Annotated in this window: 18 protein-coding genes; 3 read left to right on the forward strand and 15 right to left on the reverse strand. The window is 65.4% G+C overall.

Features of this window, described 5'->3' with window-relative positions; genetic code table 11:
• Positions 1-8: 8 nt before the first annotated feature.
• From BMW87_RS09570 to BMW87_RS09580, 3 genes are read right to left on the reverse strand one after another with little or no spacing between them, the layout of a single operon-like run.
• Complete coding sequence (locus BMW87_RS09570; protein ID WP_093075949.1) at positions 9-1,058, reverse strand: ABC transporter ATP-binding protein; 1,050 nt, start codon at positions 1,056-1,058, stop codon at positions 9-11.
• Complete coding sequence (locus BMW87_RS09575) at positions 1,055-3,331, reverse strand: ABC transporter permease (protein WP_093075951.1); 2,277 nt, start codon at positions 3,329-3,331, stop codon at positions 1,055-1,057. The genes BMW87_RS09570 and BMW87_RS09575 overlap by 4 nt, the downstream gene beginning before the upstream one ends.
• A complete protein-coding gene (locus tag BMW87_RS09580; protein WP_093075952.1) occupies positions 3,332-4,345 on the reverse strand; it encodes an ABC transporter substrate-binding protein in 1,014 nt (337 codons plus the stop codon).
• Between the two features lie 165 nt (positions 4,346-4,510).
• On the opposite strand from BMW87_RS09580, the gene zwf reads away from it, so the two are divergent.
• Positions 4,511-5,983, forward strand: a complete 1,473-nt coding sequence (zwf, locus tag BMW87_RS09585; RefSeq protein ID WP_093048351.1) for a glucose-6-phosphate dehydrogenase — start codon at positions 4,511-4,513, stop codon at positions 5,981-5,983.
• 18 nt (positions 5,984-6,001) lie between these two features.
• Here the strand turns inward: zwf and ygiD are convergent, their stop codons facing one another.
• The 10 genes from ygiD to BMW87_RS09635 form a co-directional block, all read right to left on the reverse strand.
• A complete protein-coding gene (ygiD, locus tag BMW87_RS09590; protein ID WP_093076088.1) occupies positions 6,002-6,922 on the reverse strand; it encodes a 4,5-DOPA-extradiol-dioxygenase in 921 nt (306 codons plus the stop codon).
• A 75-nt stretch (positions 6,923-6,997) separates the two neighbouring features.
• Complete coding sequence (mctP, locus tag BMW87_RS09595; RefSeq protein ID WP_093050277.1) at positions 6,998-8,503, reverse strand: monocarboxylate uptake permease MctP; 1,506 nt, start codon at positions 8,501-8,503, stop codon at positions 6,998-7,000.
• Positions 8,503-8,682, reverse strand: coding sequence for a DUF3311 domain-containing protein (locus BMW87_RS09600; protein ID WP_093075954.1), 180 nt, complete (start codon positions 8,680-8,682; stop codon positions 8,503-8,505). The genes mctP and BMW87_RS09600 overlap by 1 nt, the downstream gene beginning before the upstream one ends.
• A 94-nt stretch (positions 8,683-8,776) precedes the next feature.
• Positions 8,777-9,772 (reverse strand): ABC transporter ATP-binding protein, encoded by a 996-nt coding sequence (locus BMW87_RS09605; RefSeq protein ID WP_093075955.1) that lies wholly within the window; start codon positions 9,770-9,772, stop codon positions 8,777-8,779.
• Complete coding sequence (locus BMW87_RS09610) at positions 9,769-10,839, reverse strand: ABC transporter ATP-binding protein (protein WP_093075957.1); 1,071 nt, start codon at positions 10,837-10,839, stop codon at positions 9,769-9,771. Before BMW87_RS09610 ends, BMW87_RS09605 begins: the two co-directional genes overlap by 4 nt.
• A 25-nt stretch (positions 10,840-10,864) precedes the next feature.
• Positions 10,865-11,776 carry an ABC transporter permease gene (locus BMW87_RS09615; protein ID WP_093075958.1) on the reverse strand — a complete coding sequence of 304 codons (912 nt, stop codon included), beginning with the start codon at positions 11,774-11,776 and terminating at the stop codon, positions 10,865-10,867.
• Between the two features lie 71 nt (positions 11,777-11,847).
• Positions 11,848-13,431 carry an ABC transporter substrate-binding protein gene (locus tag BMW87_RS09620; RefSeq protein WP_093048336.1) on the reverse strand — a complete coding sequence of 528 codons (1,584 nt, stop codon included), beginning with the start codon at positions 13,429-13,431 and terminating at the stop codon, positions 11,848-11,850.
• A gap of 31 nt (positions 13,432-13,462) precedes the next feature.
• A complete protein-coding gene (locus BMW87_RS09625) occupies positions 13,463-14,734 on the reverse strand; it encodes a M20 aminoacylase family protein (protein ID WP_093075960.1) in 1,272 nt (423 codons plus the stop codon).
• Between the two features lies 1 nt (position 14,735).
• A complete protein-coding gene (locus tag BMW87_RS09630; RefSeq protein ID WP_093048330.1) occupies positions 14,736-15,716 on the reverse strand; it encodes an ABC transporter permease in 981 nt (326 codons plus the stop codon).
• Positions 15,717-15,892: 176 nt separating this feature from the next.
• Positions 15,893-17,155, reverse strand: a complete 1,263-nt coding sequence (locus BMW87_RS09635; protein ID WP_093075961.1) for a porin — start codon at positions 17,153-17,155, stop codon at positions 15,893-15,895.
• A gap of 282 nt (positions 17,156-17,437) precedes the next feature.
• Here BMW87_RS09635 and coq7 point away from each other — a divergent pair, with 282 nt between their 5' ends.
• The gene (gene coq7, locus BMW87_RS09640; RefSeq protein WP_093075963.1) at positions 17,438-18,067 is read left to right on the forward strand and encodes a 2-polyprenyl-3-methyl-6-methoxy-1,4-benzoquinone monooxygenase; all 630 of its coding nucleotides are present in this window, start codon (positions 17,438-17,440) and stop codon (positions 18,065-18,067) included.
• Between the two features lie 10 nt (positions 18,068-18,077).
• On the opposite strand, the gene BMW87_RS09645 is transcribed toward coq7, so the two are convergent.
• Entirely contained in the window at positions 18,078-18,527 is a 450-nt protein-coding gene (locus BMW87_RS09645) for an OsmC family protein (protein ID WP_007834112.1), read from the reverse strand.
• 271 nt (positions 18,528-18,798) lie between these two features.
• Between BMW87_RS09645 and BMW87_RS09650 the strand changes: the two genes are divergently transcribed.
• Positions 18,799-20,022: a porin gene (locus tag BMW87_RS09650; RefSeq protein WP_093075964.1), complete on the forward strand. Its 1,224-nt coding sequence runs from the start codon at positions 18,799-18,801 to the stop codon at positions 20,020-20,022.
• A gap of 106 nt (positions 20,023-20,128) precedes the next feature.
• Here the strand turns inward: BMW87_RS09650 and BMW87_RS09655 are convergent, their stop codons facing one another.
• On the reverse strand, positions 20,129-21,259 hold the full coding sequence (locus BMW87_RS09655) for a hypothetical protein (protein ID WP_093075966.1): 1,131 nt from the start codon (positions 21,257-21,259) through the stop codon (positions 20,129-20,131).
• Between the last annotated feature and the right edge of the window lie 30 nt (positions 21,260-21,289).

The following is a 21,289-nucleotide window of genomic DNA, read 5'->3' on the forward strand; positions in this document are numbered from 1 at the left end:
CCATTGTTTCATGCGCCGGGCACCACGCTCACGCCATGGGCTCCCAGGGACAGCGTGGCCTGCGCGCCGGCAGCCAGCGGCCGGGACAAGTCGGTCGACACCACGAAGACCGGCCCCAGGGTGGTGTCGAAGCCGTATTCGTAGAAGCTGCCGAGGTAGGCGGCCTTGCGCAGCGTGGCCGGAAGGCCGTCCGCCGCACCGCTGGCGCCGATCTGCCAGGCTTCGGGCCGCACCGCCACCTTCACCGTGCCGGGCGCCACCGCGTAGCGCGGCTGCAGGCGCAGCGGGCCGAGCGCCACGCTGCCGTCGGCTTGCGCCGTGGCGGGAAACACCATCGCCTCGCCCATGAAACCGGCGACGAACTCGCTCTCGGGCCGCCCGTAGAGCTGCTCGGGCGTGCCGCGCTGGGCGATCACGCCGTGGTCCATCACGATGATCTGGTCGCTCACGGCCAGCGCCTCGCTCTGGTCGTGCGTGACGTAGGCCACCGTGAGCTTCAGCCGTTGCTGCAGCGAGCGGATTTCCTCGCGCATCTCGCGGCGCAGCCGGGCATCGAGGTTCGACAGCGGCTCGTCGAACAGCAGCACCGCCGGTTCGAGCACCAGCGCACGCGCCAGCGCCACGCGCTGCTGCTGGCCGCCCGAAAGCTCGCTGGGCAGCCGCTCGTCGAAGCCGACCAGCCCCACGCCCCGCAGCGCCTCGCGCGCCCGCGACGTGGCCTCGTCTTTCTTCACACCGCTCATGCGCAGGCCGTAGCTCACGTTCTCGATCACGTTCATGTGCGGGAACAGCGCGTAGCTCTGGAACATCATGCTGACGTTGCGCTCGGCCGGGCCGAGCGTGGTGACGTCTCGCCCGCCCATGAAGATCGAGCCCGAGGTCGGCGATTCGAGCCCCGCGATCATCCGCAGCGTGGTCGTCTTGCCGCAGCCCGAGGGCCCGAGGATGGTGGTGAGCGTGCCGACCGGCACCTCGAAGCTGATGCCCTTGACGGCCAGCGGTGCATTCTTGTCGGTGCCGTAGCGCTTGGTGACGTTGCGGAATTCGATGCCGTTCATGGTGCCAAGCTTTCCATTTTGTGATGCCCCTGGTGTCCGGGCGTCGCCCCGCGTCTGCCCAGCTTGCGCTCCCCCACCACCCATTGCACCAGCGCAATCGCCAGCGACATCAGGATCATGAGCACCGTGCAGTAAGCCAGCGCGATGCCGTAGTCGCCGTTGCCGACGCGGCCGATGATGTAGGTGGTGGCCAACTCGTTCTCCGCCGTGACCAGGAAGATCACCGCGCTCACCGTCGTCATGGCGCGCACGAAGCTGTAGACCAGCGCGGCCACCAGCGCGGGCTTGAGCAGCGGCAGCACCACCTTGAAGAGCGTCTGCGAGGTCGAGGCGCGCAGCATCAGCGAAGCCTCGTCGAGCGAGCGGTCGAGCTGCTTGAAGGCCGCCGTGCCGGCCCGCACGCCCACCGGCAGGTTCCGGAACATGAAGCACAGCACGATGATGAGCCCCGTGCCCGTGAGCTCGAAAGGCGGCACGTTGAAAGCCAGGATGTAGCTCACGCCCAGCACCGTGCCCGGAATCGCAAAGGCCAGCAGCGCGCCGAACTCGAACAGCCCCTGCCCCCTGAACTCGTTGCGCGCCAGCAGCCATGCAATCAGCAGGCCCAGCGCCGCGGTAATGGGCGCCGAGATGCCCGCCAGCTTGAGCGTGGTGATCAGCGAGTTCCACGCCGTACCCGCCCACACCAGCCCGAACTGCCCCCACTCGAGCGCAAAGGCACTCTTGAAGTGGTTCAGCGTGAAGCTGTAGTCGCGTCCCCAGGTCTGCACGAAGCCGCCCGCGAAGGCGAACAGGTACACCACGGCGGTGAACGCGATCCACGGCAAGGCGATGCAGTAGATGGTGCGGCGCACGCCGTCAGGCAGCGCCATCGCGATGCCGGCGTCGCCCTTGCCGCTCACGGTGGTGTAGTTCTGCTTGCCCAGCACGCCGCGCTGCAGCGCGAACACGCCGAGCGCGAACAGCGTGAGCACCCAGGCCAGCGAGGCCGCGCGGCCCTGGTCGTACTGCGCGCCGACGATGGCAAAGAAGATGTCGGTCGACAGCACCGAGAACTGCCCGCCCACCACCACCGGGTTGCCGAAGTCGGCAATGCTCTCGATGAAGCCCACCAGGAAGGCGTTGGCCAGCCCCGGCTTCAAGAGCGGCAGCGTGATGGTGAAGAAGGTGCGGCGGCGGTCGGCGCGCAGCATCTGCGCGGCTTCCTCGAGGCTGGGCGCAATGCCCTGCACCACGCCGCGCATGATCATGAAGGCGATGGGCGTGAACGCGAACAGCTGCGCCACCAGCACGCCCGGCATGCCGTAGAACCAGCGCGTGGGCTCGATGCCGAACACGTTCTCCAGCACCTGGTTGACGATGCCGGCGCGGCCGAACAGCAAGATGAGCCCGAGGCCCACCACGAAGGGCGGCGTGATGATCGGCAGCAGCGCCAGCACCCGCAGCGCGCCCTGCCCGCGCTTGCTGCCGCGCTCGGCCATCAGCGCCATCAGCGTGCCGAGGAAGGTGGTGCCGGCCGCCGCGAGCAGGGCCAGCACCAGCGTGTTCCACGCCACGCCGCAGCGCACGCCGCCGGAGAGGCAGCCAAGGCCCCAGATGCGCTCGGTGAACACGCGCGCGACGAACGCGGTGATCGACCACTGCCCGTCCTCATTGAAGAACGCACCGGACAACGCCTTGCTCACCGGGTAGGCAATGAACAGCGCCATCAGCACGCCGCAGCCGACGACCGCGGCAGACACGAACAGGTCGCCCTTGAAGAGGCCCAGCCGCGCAATGCCGAAGGCCGCCAGCAGCACCAGCGCGGTGAGCGCCACGAAGCCACCCGCGCCGATGCCGAACTGGTTGATGGCCAGCTCGCCGAACTGCGCGTTGAGCGCCGCAAAGCTCCAGCCCCGCGCGCCGATGGCAAAGCCCGTGACGGCAAGCCCGATGGCACCGATCGCGCCGCCCGCCAGCAGCCAGCGCCCCTGCGCACGGCCTGCTGGCAGCCACGCGCCCACGGCGCACATCACCAGCCCCGCAAGGCCGATGAAGAGCCAGCTGCGGCCCTGCGTAGCCGCCTGCATGAGGCCGTTGGCACCCTCCGCCTGACCGAAGACCTGCGGAACGGCCTCGTACCAGGTGGCATCCTGGATCGCATACCAGGGCAGCAGCAGGTACGCCGCAAAGCCCAGCACGACCCACGCCCAGATCCAGCGCCGCGAGCGCCGGATGGCAGCCAGCGACGCCGGATTGACCGGCGCGCCTTCAGCGACTGAACGCGCTTCCACTTAGCGCGGCAGCGAATTGACGTCTTTTTCCCAGCGCGCAATCAGGCGGCGGCGCTCGGCGCTGGCACCGTACTTGGCGTAGTCGTAGTTGATGAACTTGATCTTCTTGAAGTCCGGGATGCGCGGGTCGAGCTTGGCGTTGATGTTGCTCGGCAACTGGAACTGCTTGTTGGCGGCGCCCAGCTCCTGCGCGGCGGGCGTCAGTGCCCATTCGTAGAACTTCTTGGCGGCGTCGAGGTTGCGCGCGCCCTTGATGATGCTCATGGAGCCGATCTCGGCGCCCGTGCCATCACTCGGCGTGATGGTCTCGACCGGAAAGCCCTGCATCTTCTCGCCAGGGCCGTCGTGCACGAAGCTGATGGAGATCGCGGTTTCACCACGCGCCACCGCCTTGATCGGGCCGGTACCCGAGCGGGTGTACTGGCCCACGTTCTTGTGCAGCGCCTTGAGGTAGTCGAAGGCCTTGTCCTCGCCCATCATCTGAACCAGCGTGGCGATCATGGTGTAGGCCGTGCCGCTCGATGCGGGGTTGGCCACCTGGATGTCGCCCTTGTACTCGGGCTTGAGCAGGTCGGCCCAGGTCTTGGGCACCGGCAGCTTCTTCTTGGCCAGCAGCTCGGGGTTGTAGCCGAAGCCCAGCGGGCCCGAATAGATGCCGACCGTCTTGTAGCCCGACTGCTTGGCCTGCTGCTGGGCCCAGGGGTGCAGCTGCGACAGCGTGGGCGACTTGTATTCGAGCGTGAGCCCCTGCTCGGCCGCCTGCAGGTGCGGATCGCCGGTGCCGCCGAACCAGATGTCGGTCTTGGGGTTGTCCTTCTCGGCAATCAGCTGGGCCAGCGCCTCGCCCGAGCCCTTGAGCGCCATGTTGATGCGCACGCCGGTGGTACGGGCATAGACGGTGGAGATCACGTTGCACCACTCGGCCTGGACCGAGCAGATCACGTTGACGGTCTGGGCCGACGCGGCGGCCGACAGGCCGAGCAGCGCGGCTGCGGTGAGAATCTTGCTCTTCATTGGGTCCCTCCACCTCTGTGCAATAAAAAAAGGCCTCGCGGCCATGGGGCAGCGTAGCTTTAGTACAGGTCTCTCGAATCGGTACAAGTACCATCGCGACTGGCGCATGTCGCATCAGCGACGCATGCAGCCTGCCTCGGCACTCAGACAAAGGAAAGTTTTCTCATGAGCTTCGATCTCGTTCTGTTCGGCGGTACTGGCGATCTCGCGTGGCGCAAGCTGATGCCCGCGCTGTTCCAGGCATTCCGGCACGGCAGTCTGCCACCTGACGGCCGCATCGTCGGCGTGGCGCGGGACGACCTGTCGGACGACCAGTACCGGGAGCTGATCCAGTCGCGCTTCAAGGCGGTCGAAGGCGCCAAGCGGCCTTCACCGGAGGAGTTCGAGAAGTTCGCCTCGATGCTGCACTACCTGCGCATGGACCTCTCGAAGCCCGACGACTATGCCCGCCTGGCGAGCCTGCTCAACCAGCGCGACGCCAAGACGGTGGTGATGTACGTGGCCACGGCGCCCGCGCTCTTCACCCAGGTGGTCGAGCAGATCGCGGCGGCCGGGCTCAATGGCTCCAGGACCCGCATCGTGCTGGAGAAACCGCTGGGCCACGACCTGGCTTCCAACCGCGCCATCAACTCCGCCGTTGGCAAGGTGCTCGAAGAAAAGCAGGTCTTTCGCATCGACCACTACCTCGGCAAGCCTTCGGTGCAGAACCTGTTCGCCATGCGCTTCGGCAATGCGCTGTTCGAGCCCATCTGGCGCCGCGAGCACATCTCCAACATCCAGATCACCATTGCCGAAGACCTGGGCGTGGAAAAGCGCGGCGCCTTCTACGACCAGACCGGCGCACTGCGCGACATGGTGCAAAACCACGCGCTGCAGCTGCTGTGCGCCGTGGCCATGGAGCCGCCGATCAACTCGCACGCCGACGCCATCCGCGACGAAAAGCTCAAGGTGCTGCGCGCCCTCAAGCCCTGGACGCCCGAGAGCCTGGGCCTGCACACGGTGCGCGGCCAGTACACGGCCGGCACGGCCTACGGCGAGCGGGTGCAGGGCTACCGCGACGAGCCGGGCGTGAACCCCGACAGCCGCACCGAGACCTTCGTGGCGCTGCGCACCGAAATCGCCAACTGGCGCTGGGCCGGCGTGCCTTTCTACATCCGCACCGGCAAGCGGCTGGCTTCGCGCGACGCGCGCATCGAGGTCAACTTCAGGCCCACGCCGCATGCCATCTACCGGGCACCGGCGGGCAACGTCAACAAGCTGGTGATCAACCTGCAGCCCAAGGACGGGCTGGAGCTTCACATGCTCGCGCAGGCGCAGGACAACCGCCAGCGCACCAACGGCAACCAGAGCGCGGCCGCGCAACTGGCGCCGGTGCAGCTCGACCTCGACTTCGACAAGCGCTTCGGCGCCGAACGCGTGGGCGCCTACGAGCGCCTGCTGCTTGACGTGATCGACGGCCGCCTGAACCTGTTCGTGCGCAGCGACGAGCAGGAAGAAGCATGGCGCTGGGTCGAGCCGCTGATCGACAGCTGGGAATCGGACGGCGGCCCGCGCCCCTATGCGGCTGGCACCTGGGGCCCGAGCGCGTCCAGCGCGATGATTGCGCGCGACGGCTTCGCCTGGGGCGAAGAGCAGTAACGCCCGCTTCGGTCGCGCTCAGCCGAACTGCAGGCAACGCATGCTGAGCGTGCCCGACTGGAATCCCTCGTAGATCGTCTTCGCGCGCTCGCCACTCCCGGCGGCGCCGAGGGCGTAGAGAAACGGGTAGTAGTGATCGGGCATCGCCACGGCGGTCGATGCGCCTTCCAGCTTCGCGTAGTCGACCAGTGCGCGGTCGTCACGGCCCGCAAGTGCAGACTTCACCGCATCGTCGAACGACTGCGCCCATGGCCGGCTTGCGCTGGGCCCGTCGGGCGTTCCACGGTCGGTGGCGCGCAGGTTGTGCACCACGTTGCCGCTGCCCATCACCAGCACGCCCTTGTCGCGCAGCGCGGCGAGGTCGCGGCCCACCGCGTAGTGGAAGGCGGCCGGCTTGTCGTAGTCGATGCTGAGCTGGAACACGGGAATGTCGGCCTTGGGGTACAGGTGCTTCAGCACCGACCACGTGCCGTGGTCGAGGCCCCATTGCTCGGTGGCGATCACCGGCGTCTGCTTCACCACGCCGACGGTCTCCTGGGCAAGCGCGGGGTGACCCGGCGCCGGGTATTCGATGTCGAACAACGCCTGCGGGAAGCCGCCGAAATCGTGGATCGTCTTCGGCTTCGCCTGCATGCCGACACCGGTGGCGCCGCGGCTGAGCCAGTGCGCCGACACGCTGAGGATGGCCGAGGGCCGGGGCAGCTCGCGGCCCCATGCCGAGAGCCGACGCGTGAAGGCGTTGTCGCTGATGGCGTTCATCGGCGAGCCATGGCCGATGAAGATCACCGGCATGCGGCGAGAAGCTCCACCAGCAGGTGCGTCGGCGGCTTGCACGCTGCAGGCCAGCGAGGCCAGCACCGCAGTCGCGCCAAGGGCGGTGCCCATCAGGAAGCCGCGGCGGCCCAGTTCGGAGGTTGCAAGCGTTGTCGTCGTTGGCATGGCGGCACTCTGCAACAGTTTTCGGCGCAAGGCGGTGCCTTTGCGCACACTTTTTCGAGGATCGGCGGTTCTGGCCTACTTCCTCGCGAGCACCGGTGCCTCGCGCAGCGGCGCTCCCTTGACCACGAGTTGCACCACCACCGCGACCACGATGTTCAACACCAGTGCCGCCAGCCCGGTGTAGAGCGTGTAGCTGCCATCGCCGATCACGAAGGTGTGCACCGGCTTGATGCCGTCCGAGAACGCCAGCCAGCTGCCGCCGAGCAGCCCCACGGCCCAGCCCGCCAGCAGCGCCGGTGCGCGGAACCAGCCGAAGAACAGGCCGAACACCACCGCCGGGAAGGTCTGCAGGATCCACAGGCCGCCCAGCAATTGCAGGTCGAGCGCGAACTGCGTGGGCAGGAACAGGATGAACACCAGCGCCCCCAGCTTGACCACCAGCGACACGATCTTCGCGACCTTGGCCTCGCCCGCCGGCGTGACGTCGGGCCGCACGTAGGCTTTCCAGAAGTTGCGCGTGAACAGGTTGGCCGCGCCGATCGACATCACCGCCGCCGGCACCAGCGCGCCGATGGCGATGGCCGCGAACGCGAAGCCCGCGAACCACGACGGGAACAGCGCATTGAAGAGCGCCGGCACCACGTCGTTGTTGCTCTTCACTGTGAGATGGGCCGCATAGGCCATGTAGCCCAGCAGCGCGATGAGCCCCAGCAGCACCGTGTACGCCGGCAGGAAGACGGCGTTCTTGCGGATGGTGTTGGCGCTCTTGGCCGCGAAGATGCCGGTGAGCGTGTGCGGGTACATGAAGGCCGCGAGCGCCGAGCCCAGCGCCAGGCTCGCGTACGGCAGGTACTGCGCCGGCTTGAGCGTGAGCCCCGTCGCGCCGCCCTTGGCCGCGAAGGCATCGCCGGCCGCGTGGAACACGCTGCCGTAGCCGCCGAGCTTCATGGGCACAAGCACCACCGCCACCAGCACCACGATGTAGATCATCAGGTCCTTCACGAACGCGATGAGCGCCGGCGCGCGCAGCCCCGCCGAGTAGGTGTAGAGCGCCAGGATCACGAAGGCGGCCGCCAGCGGCAGCTCGCCAGTGAGCCCCAGCGCCTTGATGACCACCTCCATGCCGACCAGCTGCAGCGCGATGTAGGGCATCGTCGCGACCACGCCGGTCACGGCAATGGCCAGCTCCAGCGCGCGCGAGCCGTAGCGCCCGTACACCACGTCGGCGGCAGTCACGTGCCCGGCCTTGTGCGCGGCATGCCAGAGCTTCGGCATGATGATGAAGACGATGGGGTACACGAGGATGGTGTACGGCAGCGCGAAGAAGCCGTAGGCACCCACGGCGTACACCAGCGCGGGCACGGCGATCACCGTGTAGGCGGTGTAGAAGTCGCCGCCCACCAGGAACCAGGTGATCCAGGTGCCGAAGTTGCGCCCGCCCAGGCCCCATTCGTCGAGATGCGCGCCCTTGCCCTTGGCGCCGCCGCTCTGCCAGCGCGAGGCCCAGAAGCCCATCACGGTGACCAGCACGAAGAAGAAGACGAAGACCGACAGCGCGGTCCAGTTGATCTGGCCGCCCATCATTCGTCTCCCTCTTCATACCCGCTGCGGTAGACGATCCAGATCAGCAGCGCGGTGATCGGCACCCACAGCAGCTGGTACCAGTAGAAGAAGGGAAAGCCGAACAGCTCCGGCAAGGGGCTGTTGTAGAACGGCAGCCACAGAAGCCCGATGAAGGGCAACAAGAGCAAGGCCCACATGTGCTGTTCTCCTTGGTGTGATTTTTACGAAAGCACCAAGGAGTTATAGACCTGAAGCCGAACACGCGGCGCCGACCCGGATTAAGCGGCCGTGCTAGATGCGGCCCTCCTCGGCCGCATGGCAAGCGACTTGCACGCCCTTGATGCTCAGCAGCTTCGGGCGCTCGGAAGAACAGCGCGCATTCGCATGCGGGCAGCGCGGATGAAAGGCGCAGCCCGTGGGCGGGTTCAGCGGGTTCGGCACTTCGCCCTGCACTGGCGTGCGCTGGCGCCCCGTGTGCTTCATCTGCGGAATGGCATCGAGCAGCATGCGGGTGTATGGATGCTGCGGCGCCGAGAACAGCTTCTGCTTGTCGGCCACCTCGACCAGCCGGCCCAGGTACATCACGCCGACCTGGTCGGCCACGTGGCGCACCACGGCGAGGTTGTGCGAGATGAAGAGGTACGTCAGGCCCTGCTCGCGCTGCAGGTCCTTCATGATGTTGAGCACCTGCGCCTGCACGCTCACGTCGAGCGCCGAGGTGGGCTCGTCGCACACCAGGAACTCGGGCTGCGTGGCAAGCGCGCGCGCAATCGAGATGCGCTGGCGCTGGCCGCCCGAGAACTGGTGCGGGTACTTGCTCATGTCCAGCGGCGAGAGGCCGACCGACTTGAGCAGTTCGCCCACGCGCTCGCGCAACGCGGCCTTGTCGCTGATGATGTCGTGCTCGCGCAGCGGCTCGCCGATGATGTCCTCGACGATCCAGCGCGGGTTGAGGCTCGCGTAGGGGTCTTGGAAGATCATCTGGATGCGGCGGCGCAGCTTGCGGCCCTCGGGGGTCTTGAACGCGGCGTGCGCGTCCTGCCCGTCGAACTGCAGGCCGCCGCGCGTGGGCGCGTAGAGGCCCACCAGCAGGCGCGCCACGGTGCTCTTGCCGCAGCCCGATTCGCCCACCAGCGCCAGCGTCTTGCCGCGCTCGATGGAAAAGCTCACGCCGTCGACCGCGTGCAGCAGCACGCGCGGCTTGCGTTCGAGCACGCGGTTGAGCCAGGGCGGCGAGACGTCGAAGGTGCGGGCGAGGTCGTGTGCGACCACGAGCGGTTCGCTCATCGCGTCACCTCCACGATGGGTTCGGCCGCTTCGGGCGTGGCGCGTTCGCCGGCAGCCAATGCGTCGTGATGCCTTGCCGCAATCTCGGCCTGGCCGGCATGCGGATCGGCGGCATCGTGCAGCCAGCAGGCAGCGCGCGTGGCGCCGGCATGCATGAGCTCGGGCCGCTCGACGAGGCATCGCGCAAAGGTGCGCGGGCAACGCGGGTTATAGGCACAGCCGGTGGGAATGGCGTTGAGCCGCGGCATTGCACCGTCGATCTGGTTGAGCCGCTCGCGGTCGCTCGTCATGTCGGGAATCGACGCCATCAGGCCCGAGGTGTAGGGGTGCGCAGGCTGGTGGATCACTTCGTGCACCGGGCCGATTTCGGCAATGCGGCCGGCATACATCACGGCCACGCGGTCGCAGGTTTCAGCGATCACGCCCATGTCGTGCGTGATCAGCATCACCGCCGCGCCGCGGTCTTTGCAGACCTGCTTGAGCAGCTGAATGATCTGCGCCTGGATCGACACATCGAGCGCGGTGGTCGGCTCGTCGGCCACGATGAGCTTGGGCTCGGCCGCAAGCGCCAACGCAATCACCACGCGCTGCCGCATGCCACCCGAAAACTGGTGCGGGAAGTGGTCGATGCGCTGCTCGGCGGCGGGAATGCCGGTGTCCTGCAGCAGGCCGATAGCCCGCTTGCGCGCTTCGCTCTCGGTCACGGGCAAGTGGGCGCGAATGGTTTCTATCAGCTGCCGGCCCACGGTGTAGAGCGGGTTCAGCGAAGTCAGCGGGTCCTGGAAGATCGCGCCGATCTTGCGGCCGCGAATGGGCCGCATCGCGTCGAAGCCGAGGTTGTCGATGCGCTGGCCCTCCAGCAGGATCTCGCCACCGGCCACACGGCCCGGCGGTTCGAGCAGGCCGATGATGGCCGCGCCGGTGAGCGACTTGCCAGCGCCCGATTCGCCCACCACGCCGAGGATTTCGCCGGGCGCGATGTCGAATGAAATGCGGTCGAGCGCACGCAGCGTGCCGCGGCGGTGCGGAAATTCGACGACGAGGTCTTTGACCTGGAGCAGCGTCATGGTGGCGTTCTCCTTATCTTTCTCTTCAGCGCAGACGCGGGTTGAGCGCGTCGCGCAGCCAGTCGCCAAGCAGGTTCACGCTGAGTGCGATCAGCACCAGCATCAGGCCCGGAAACACCGTGATCCACCATTCGCCCGAGAACAGGTATTGGTTGCCGATGCTGATGAGCGTGCCCAGCGAAGGCGAAGTCGGCGGCACGCCGACGCCGAGGAACGACAGCGTGGCCTCGGTGATGATGGCCGTGGCCACCTGGATCGTGGCCAGCACCATCACCGGCCCCATCACGTTGGGCAGCACGTGGCGCAGCATGATGCGCATAGGCGCCACGCCGGTGACGCGCGCGGCCTGCACGTATTCCTTGTTGCGCTCCACCAGCGTGGAACCGCGCACCGTGCGCGCGTACTGAACCCAGCCGGTCAGCGAGATGGAAATGATCAGCACGCCGAAGGCGAGAGACTCGTGCGCGCCGGGAAAGAGCGCGCGGCCGACGCCGGCAATGAGCAGCGCCACCAGGATGGGCGGAAACGACAGCATCACGTCGCACACGCGCATGAGGAAGGAGTCGAGCCAGCCGCCGAAGAAGCCGGCGAGCAGGCCCAGCACCACGCCGACCACCACCGACAGCACCACCGACACCAGGCCGACGATCAGCGAGATGCGTGCGCCGTAGATGACGGCCGAGAGAATGTCGCGGCCCTGGTCATCGGTGCCCAGCAGGTACTTGGACGAACCTTCGGCGCTCCATGCGGGCGGCAGGCGCGCATCGCCGAGTTCGAGGGTGGCGAGGTCGAAGGGGTTGTGCGGCGACACCCATCCGGCGAACACCGCGCAGACCACGCAGACCAGCGCGATCAGCGCCGCGCCAATGGCCACGGGCGACGTGCGAAAGCTGTAGCCGACATCGCTGTCGAGCCAACGGGCGAGTGTTTTTTTCATCGTGAGGCAAAAGGAATGGGCCCGCAAGAAGCGGGCCCATGGTCAGGCCGCCTTGCGGGTGGCCAGCGGGATCACGGCTTGATGCTCATCCACTTGAAGTACATGAAGTTGTCGGCCAGCTGCACCAGCTCGACCTTCTTGCTCACGCCCCAGGCCAGCGACTGCTGATGCAGCGGCAGGTGGCCGATGTCGTCGGCGTGCATCTTGAACGCCTCCTTGATCAGCTCGTTGCGCTTGGCCTTGTCGCTCTCGGACTGGATCTTCTTGGTCAGCTCGTCGAGCTTGGGGTTGCAGTACGCACCCAGGTTGAACTGGCCGGTGCCCTTGTCATCGGGGCAGGAGGTGAGCGAGCTCAGCGCATTGTGCGAGTCGTAGGTGGTCGGGGTCCAGCCCAGCATGTAGAAGCTGGTGTCGCGGCGCAGCACCTTCGGGAAGTAGGTGCCCTTGGTTTCAGCCACGAGGTTGATCTTGACGCCGATCTTCGCGAGGTTGGAGGCAACGCTCTGGCAGATCTGGCCGTCGTTCACGTAGCGGTCGTTCGGGCAGTTCAGCGACACCTCGAAGCCGTTGGGGTAGCCGGCTTCGGTCAGCAGCTTCTTGGCGGCCTCGACGTCGTAGGGCAAGCGCTTGTCCTGCTCGGCAGTCCAGCCGTTGATGCCGGGGCCGACCAGGAGGCCGGTGGGCTTGGAGGCGCCGCGCATCACGGTCTTCTGGATGCCGACGATGTCGATGGCCTGGTAGAAGGCTTGGCGAACGCGCTTGTCCTTGAACGGGTTCTTGCCCTTGATGTTCGAGTACTGCAGCTCGTCGCGCTTCTGGTCCATGCCCAGGAAGATGGTGCGCATCTCGGGGCCGGTGATGACGCGGGCGTTGGGCGCGGCGTTGATGCGGGCGATGTCCTGCACCGGCACGGGCTCCATCACGTCGACTTCGCCAGAAACCAATGCGGCCACGCGGGTAGCCGGGTTGGCGATGGGCGTGAAGATGATCTCCTGCGCGTTGCCGTCGATCTTGCCCCAGTAGGTGCCGTTGCGCGTGAACACGGTGCGCACGTTGGGCTGGCGCTCACGCACACGGAACGGGCCGGTGCCGTTGGCCTTGAACGAGGCGGTGTTCTCGATGCCCTTGCGGCGATCCACCGGCTTGGTCGCCTGGTTTTCCTCGCACCACTTCTTGCTCATGATCATGGTGAGCGAGATCACGTCGGGCAGGATCGGGAAGGGGCCGTTGGTCTCGATCTCGACGGCGAGGTCGCCGACCTTGCGCACGGCCTTGATGTCGCTCAGCGTGGCACGCAAGTCGGAGCCGTCGCCCTGGGCGCGCGCAAAGCTGAACACCACGTCGTCGGCGGAGAACGGGGTGCCGTCGTGGAAGGTCACGCCCTTGCGCAGTTCGAAGCGCCAGACGTTCGGCGAGGTCTGCTTCCAGCTGGTGGCCAGCAGCGGTGCAAGGCTCAGGTCCTTGTTGCGGCCCACGAGGGTTTCATAGACGTTGGCGGTCACGCTCAGCTGTAGCGATTCGTTGAGCGAGTGCGGGTCCAGCGATAGCGCGTCCCCCTGGTTCGCGATGCGGATGGTCTGCGCGCCGGCGACCATGCTGACGGCGCTCAGGGCGCACAAAACGGCGGCCGCAGCCACACTTTTCTTGAAACTCATGGGAACACTCCTCGGGTTGGAATCAAACACATCACGTCGCCGCGGTAGCGGCGGCTCTCCCTGGCTGCGCACCGCGGGTAACGGCAAGCGGCATGCCCTGCTCGATCAGGCCGGCATGCAGCGCGGCGCCGAGCGGCAGGATCTCGTCATTGAAGTCGTAGCGGCTGTTGTGCAGGTAGGCGCCGTCGCGCACGTCCTGGCCGATGCGCAGGTAGGCGCCGGCTTTCTTCTGCAACATGAAAGAGAAGTCTTCGGCGCCCATGCTGGGCTCCATGCTGCGCTCGACATTCTTCGCGCCGACCAGCGACTCGGCCACGTCGGCCGCGAACATGGCCTCGGGCGCGGTGTTGATGGTGGCGGGGTAGATGCGCTCATATTTGATGCTGGCGCTGGCGCCGAAGCCCGAGGCAATGGCCGCGCACAGCTCGTTCAGCCGCTGCTCGATCTGCGCCTGCACGCGCGCGCTGAAGGTGCGCACGGTGCCGACCAGCGTGGCCTCGCCCGGCACCACGCTCATCGCGCCGAGATCGCCGGCCTGCATCGCGCAGATGCTGATGACGGCGGCGTCGATCGGGCGCACGTTGCGCGAAACGATGGTCTGTGCGGCCGTAATGATGTGCGCCGCGACGATCACGGGGTCGACGGTCTGGTAGGCGTGCGCGCCATGGCCGCCCTTGCCCTTGATGCTGATGGTGATGCGGTCGGCCGCGGCCATCATCGCGCCGCGGTTGATGCCGACGGTGCCGGCCGGCATGGCGGGCCAGTTGTGCATCGCGTAGACGGCGTTGACCGGGAAGCGGTCGAACAGGCCGTCCTCGATCATCACGCGCGCGCCGGCGCAGCCCTCTTCGCCGGGCTGGAAGATGAGCACGGCGGTGCCGTCGAAGTCGCGCGTCTCGGCCAGGTAGCGCGCGGCGCCGACCAGCATGGCAGTGTGGCCGTCGTGGCCGCAGCCGTGCATGAGGCCCTCGCTGGCGGAGCGCCAGCCGAAGTCGTTGTCTTCGCGCATGGGCAGCGCGTCCATGTCGGCGCGCAGGCCGATCATGCGGCCGCTGGCCGTCGAACGACCGCGGATGACGCCGACCACGCCGGTCTTGCCGATGCCCTCGTGGATCTCGTCGACACCGCAGGCGCGCAGGGCCTCGCGCACGCGGCCGGAGGTGTAGATCTCCTCGAAGCCGAGCTCGGGGTGCGCATGCAGGTCGCGGCGGAAGGCCGTGATCTCGGGATAGAAGTTCGCGATGTGCGCGAATGCGCGGCCGGAGGCCTTGAGGCGCGGGGCCTCTGCTGTCGCTGTCGTCATGTCAGTGCCCTCCCGCCTTGCCGACGCGCAATCGCGGATCGACCACGAAGTACAGCAGGTCGACCACGAGGTTGATCACCACGAAGATCAGGGCGATGAGGCACAGGTAGGCGGCCATCACCGGAATGTCGGCGAAGGTCACGGCCTGGATGAACAGCAGCCCCATGCCGGGCCACTGGAACACCGACTCGGTGATGATCGCGAAGGCAATCAGGCCGCCGAGCTGCAGGCCGGTGATGGTCATCACGGGCACCAGCGTGTTCTTGAGCGCATGGCCGAAGTGGATGGCGCGGTTCGTCAGGCCCCGCGCGCGCGCGAACTTGATGTAGTCGGTGCGCAGCACCTCGAGCATCTCGGCGCGCACCAGCCGCATGATCAGCGTGAGCTGGAAGATCGCCAGCGTCACCGCCGGCAACACGATGTGCTGCCAGCCGTCGGCACTGAAGAGGCCGCTGGTCCACCAGCCGAGCTTCACGGTCTCGCCGCGCCCGAAGCTCGGGAACCACCCCAGCGTCACGGCGAAGACGAGGATCAGCAGGATGCCGATCAGGAAGGTGGGCAAGGACACGCCGAGCAGCGACACGGTCATGAACACCTGGCTCATGAAGGTGCCGCGGCGCAACGCGGTGTAGACGCCCATCGGAATGCCGATGAACAGCGCCAGCACGGCCGCGACGAGCGCGAGTTCAAGCGTGGCGGGGAAGCGCTCGCCGATGAGTCGCGACACCTTCGCGCCTTGGCGCAGGCTCAGGCCGAACTCGCCTTGTGCTGCATTGACGAGAAAGTGCCAGAACTGCACGAAGAAGGGCTGGTCGAGCCCCAATGCGGCGCGCAGTTCGCGGATCTGCTCAGGCTTGGCGTCCTGCCCCAACAGGAACACGACGGGGTCGCCGACGTATTGGAAGAGGAGAAAGGCGATGAACGCGACCGCGATCATCACGATCACGGCCTGGATCAGGCGGCGCAGTACAAAGGCAATCATTCATCGAGCGAAGTGAACGGGGCATGCTAGCAGTGCAAGGTGCGTGCCCGCACGGTGGTTCCCCGGGGGTGCGCCTCGTGGTTTCCCCAAGAGTGTCCAGACGAAAAAAAGCCACTCGACTTTCGTCGAGTGGCTTTCGAGCTTTTGATTCGAAGCTGGCTTACGCCAGCGTCAAATTAGAAAGCGTGACGGATACCGAAGTCGTAGCCGGTGGAGCTCTTCGGGGTGAAGGCGCCAGCTGCGTTGTTGTAGAAGGCCGGGCCGCCAACCGTCAGGCCAGCACCGTTCTTGTTGCTGACACGAGCGATCGTTGCGTACAGAGCCGTGCGCTTCGACAGGTTGTGCACGTAGCCCAGAGCGATCTTGTTGGCCTTGGGATCAGGCGTGTTCAGAGCGAACGGGTTGTTCGGCAGGTTCTGGTCGTACTTGACATGCGACCACGAAGCGCGGATCAGGCCAGCACCGACCGGCACGGTAGCGCCGAGCAGGTAACCGGTCACGTCGATGTCAGGACGGCCACCAGCCAGCGGGGTGACTTCGTAGTCGATCTTGTTCTTGACGCGCGACAGTTCACCGAACAGCTTCACGGGACCGAAGTCATACGAAGCGCCCAGGTTCAGCGTGTTGACCTTGGTGGTCGTGCCGGCGTAGTAGTCGTCACCCACGGTGCTGCTGCCATAAGCCAGCGCAACGTCCAGAGGACCGTTGGCGTAGCCGAAGCGACCACCGACGTAACGACCTTGACGCTGGCTGTTGGCCACGTTAGGCGTGAAGATGCCCGAGTCGTACTTGGTCTTTTCAGCAAAGCCGTACTGCACTTGACCGTAGAAACCACCCAGGTTCGGCGGCAGGAAGTAGCCAACGACATTGCTTGCGCGGACGTAGTTGCTGGTGCCGGTGTTGCTGAACACGCCGGTCGACGCTGCGGGGGTGCCGAAGGCGCCGATCGCATTGCTGGCCGAGAAGATCAGGTTGGTGCCAACGCCGTTGGTGCCGAACGGATCGAACACGGTGTCGTTCCAGAACGTAGCGGTGTAGTCACGACCCAGGCGGAGTTCACCGAAACCACCCGACAGGCTCACGGTCGAACGACGGGCGAACGTCGCGACACCTTGGCTGCCGTCGTCATTGCTGATCGGAGCTTCGAGCCAGAAGCTGGCTGCCAGGCCACCACCGAGGTCTTCCGTACCACGGAAGCCCAGGCGGCTCGAGTTGTAGTTCGAGTTAGACAGCTCACGGCGGCTGGTCTTGACCGAACCTTGGTTCAGGTACGTGGGGATACCGAAAGCGTTGGGGAACACGGTCGCGCGGTTGTCGCGGGCGGTGTTCGAATAGCCGCTGATCGACGCGTCGACCACACCAAACAGCGTGACGGACGACTGAGCCGAGGCAACACCGGCAACAGCCAGGGCAGCCAGAGCAACTAGAGATTTTTTCATTGCAAGTTTCTCCAAGGTTAAACATAGGGCTCCGGTGCGAAGGGCTCACCGTGACTGGCACTTTTGTGCTCCCACCGGACCCCGGGCCAACCTCCTTTTGGGAAGTTGATGCTATTGCACCAGAGCCGCTGCGGCAGGGCAAAACAATTCGCCCGAAATCTTGGATGGCTCGCGCGTTTCGTTGCACGCTTGCAACAAAGGACTTAGACCCCTCTGCGCACCACCATGTGAAATATGACGAGGCTCCGGCATGGCATTTCGCATGTGCGTTCAAATAGCCACATGACGCTCATGATCGACCCTGTTCTGACCGCGGCAGACGCGGCATTGCGCACGCTTTTTGCCCGCCCCCATGCCACGCGGGCGACGCCCGTCCCCTCACAGGCACCGGGTGAAATGAGTGAAGCGGAACGTCGGGAAGCCGGCGCGCTGATGCGGGTGAATCATGTGGGTGAAGTCTGCGCACAGGCGCTTTACACAGCCCAGGCAGCGGTGACACGCGATCCTGCGCTGCGCGCCCATTTCCTCGAAGCGGCGCACGAGGAAACCGATCACCTGGCCTGGACCCGGCAACGGCTTGACGAGTTGGGGGCGCGCCCGTCGATCCTGAATCCTCTCTGGTACGCAGGCGCTTTCGGCCTCGGCCTCGTCGCGGGCCGCCTCGGAGACCCATTGAGTCTGGGATTCGTCGCAGAGACGGAGCGTCAGGTGGAGGCCCACCTGGACAGCCACCTCGATCGCCTTCCGTCCGGAGACAGCGCATCCAAGGCAGTGGTCGAGCAGATGAAGCTAGACGAAGCCCGCCATGCGTCGCAGGCTGTCGACGCCGGCGCGGCGGAGCTCCCGGCACCGGCCAAGGCCCTGATGCGCGTGGCTTCCCGCGTGATGACCACGCTGGCGCACCGCATCTAGGCCACTTGGCTCAGGTTTCGATCAGGTCGAAACTGGTGGTGATTTCGGCTGTCTTCGCCAGCATGATGCTGGCGGAGCAATACGTTTCGTGACTCAGTGCGATTGCGCGCTCCACGGCTGAGGCCGGAATTCCCTTGCCCGCCACGGTGAAGTGCATGTGGATCTTCGTGAAGACCTTGGGGTCCTTTTCGGCGCGCTCGCTGGTCAGCTTGACGCTGCAGCGCTCGACGCGATGGCGTCCGCGCTTCAGTATGAGCACGACATCGTAGGCAGTGCATCCCCCGGTGCCGGCAAGAACGGTTTCCATCGGCCGCGCCGCGAGGTTTTGTCCGCCGTTCTCGGGCTTCGCGGCATCCGGTGCGCCATCCATCATCAGGACATGGCCGCTGCCCGTCTCGGCAACGAAGCCCATGGCCGATCGCGTGCCTGCGTCACCGGTCCAACTTACTGTGCATTCCATGGTTTTCGGAGTTCCAGGTCTGGGATGTCGGGCAAAAATGCACGCCGACATCCATTTGTGTGTGGGAAAAGCATCACTCGCTTGTTGCAACGCAACAAACAGTCGATATACTTTATTTCATTGCGCAAACGTATGCGCACCCAGTTGTCTCCTCCACCCTTCCAATTGGTGGATTTAGCCCCGAGCTGCAAAGCTCGGGGCTTTTTTCTTTCCAGGCCACCCTCACCGGCCTTGCCGCCACTCTAGTTTTCGCACAGAAAGGGCAGTTGCTCTGGCTGCCCTGGCTGTTGCCGGTGTTGCCTCGGCTCAGTCGTCCGTCACGCTGTTTGGTGTGGTCGACGCATCGATCAGCGGTTACTCGTCCAGTTCGCGCGACCAGAAGCCTACCGTTCTGCGCAACAGCTTCGGCATTCCCACGTACACGAACCAGGGCAGCGTGAAGGTCAGTCGCACGGCGCTGGCCAACTCTGGCTACAACACCAGCCGCCTGGGCTTCCGAGGTACGGAAGACCTGGGGGGCGGCCTGGCAGCCAGCTTCTGGCTCGAAGCCCCCATCACCAATGACGACGGCGCCACCGGCCTCGCAACCTTCGTTCGTCGCTCGACCGTGAGTCTGTCGGGTGGTTTCGGCGAACTCCGCCTGGGTCGCGACTACACCCCGACGTTCTGGAACGACACCGTCTTCGATCCGTTCGGCACCAACGGCGTTGGCTCCAACCTGATCAACACGGCCAACGGCTTCAACGCCGTGACCTACGGCGCCAAGGACACCGGCGGCTTCGGCGGCAACCAGAACTACTCTCGCGCCAGCAATTCGATCGGCTACTTCCTGCCACCGAACCTTGGCGGCTTTTACGGCCAGGTGATGTATGCGTTCCACGAGAACGACAAGTACAGCAACGGCGGCTTCACCCCGGCGGACAGCTCAACCTCGAAGAGCCGCGCAGGCCGTTACATCGGTGGTCGCTTCGGCTACGCAAACGGTCCTCTGGACGTCGCAGTGGCCTACGGCAACAGCACGGTTGGCGATCAGTACTACGCTGGCACCACTGACTCGGTAAACATCTTCAACCTGGGTGCCTCGTATGACTTCGGCCCCGTGAAGCTGTTCGGCGAACTTTCGCGTGCCGAGAACTCGCGTGACTACAAAAACCGGCCGATCGCCGGCGGTCGTCCCGACGTCGATCTGAACGGCTATCTACTTGGCCTGACTGTGCCAGTTGGTGCAGGCCTGATCCGAGCGTCCTACTCGGCTGTCAAGTACGACGACAACCTGTCGGCCACCCGACGCGACCCGAAGGCCAACAAGCTGGCACTTGGTTACGTGCACAACCTGTCGAAGCGCACGGCCCTTTACGCCACGGTTGCTCGCGTGAGCAACAAGAACGGCGCGGCATTGACCGTGGGTGGCCCGGCTTTCTACAACGCGGCTGCTGGCGTGTTCACGCCGAAGACCTCGACGGGCTACGACTTCGGCATCCGTCACGCGTTCTGATCTTCCTCGTTTGATCCCGATGCTGGCTCTTGCCAGTTCGAATCAGCAAAGCCTCAAGTCGCCCGGCTCACGCCGGGCGGCTTTTTGTCCTTTCTCTCTCTTTCTCTCAGCTCGCCCGGCTACGCCGGCTTTGCAGCAGCCCCACATTCATTTCTCCGCTCAACACCGATGCGTAGAAACGCTCGACCATATTGACGCTCGTGCGCGCATTGCGTGCCAAGGTCAGCATGTCGATCCCTTGCCCGTACAAGAGCCGCAGCGTGATCGCGGTATGACGCAGGCAGTAGAGCGTCCTCGACTGGCCCAGTGGCCCTTTCTCAAGCCCTGCCTTTTCGAGCACCCAGTGAAAGAAGAAGTTGAGCACCGCCAGCGCATGCTCGCGGTTCTTCAACTGCGGCAGGAAGATGTAGTCCTCCGCTCCGCCATACCCATGCTCGCCACGATAAGCGAGCAAGCATTCATAGACCCGCACCGCAGGACACAGACTCACGATGGGCTGACTGTGCCGCTTGGTCTCCGGCAGGTTCATCCGAAGATAGACGTGCTTGCCGCGCACGACCTCGATGTGCCTGTGCTTCATGAGCTTGATGTCGCTCGGACGCACGAAGGTGTTCACCATCCAGCGGATCAGCCAGGGCAACTCGTCCGGCATGACGAGCAGCTCGCGCGCAATCCAGAAACGTTCTCCGGCCGCGAGTTGATCGAGCACCGGATGCGAGTGTCCTCGCAAGCTGCGCGCGGTCTTGATGATCGTCCGGTACTCCGCAACGCTGAAGCTGCCGCGCGGCTGGCTGCGCACCTTGACCTTCGGAAAAGGAGGCGCATCGCGAAGTACACCGATGTGCACGCCGTGCATCACCACCTTGCGCAACAGCACCAGGTACTGGGCAATCGTCGTGCTGGTGAAGCCCTGCTCTCCGAGGTGATCGATCAAGCGTTGCGCGTCGGCGGTTGCAAACGACTGCGCCGACACGTCGCCGAGCAACGGAACGATGTGCGCACGCAATCTGTTGCCCATCACCTGCCATGTGGCACGCCCAATTTCTTTTCGCTGAACGCGCGCAGCCTCCGCCTGCATCAGCCCTTTCGAAAGGTCACTGACAGAAATTGATAACAGATTCTGCTCATTTTTAAATTGATTGGCGGTCGGATGAATCGCGGGATAGGTGCGTCCAAAAAATCCCGAATCATTTGCAGCTGGGGCTTTGCCGAAGAGGTTTATGACATTTGTGTCCATGTCATATCTCGCATGCAATCCCGATGCCTC

The sequence above is a fragment of the Variovorax sp. OV084 genome (genome assembly GCF_900111625.1).
Lineage (GTDB): Bacteria > Pseudomonadota > Gammaproteobacteria > Burkholderiales > Burkholderiaceae_C > Variovorax.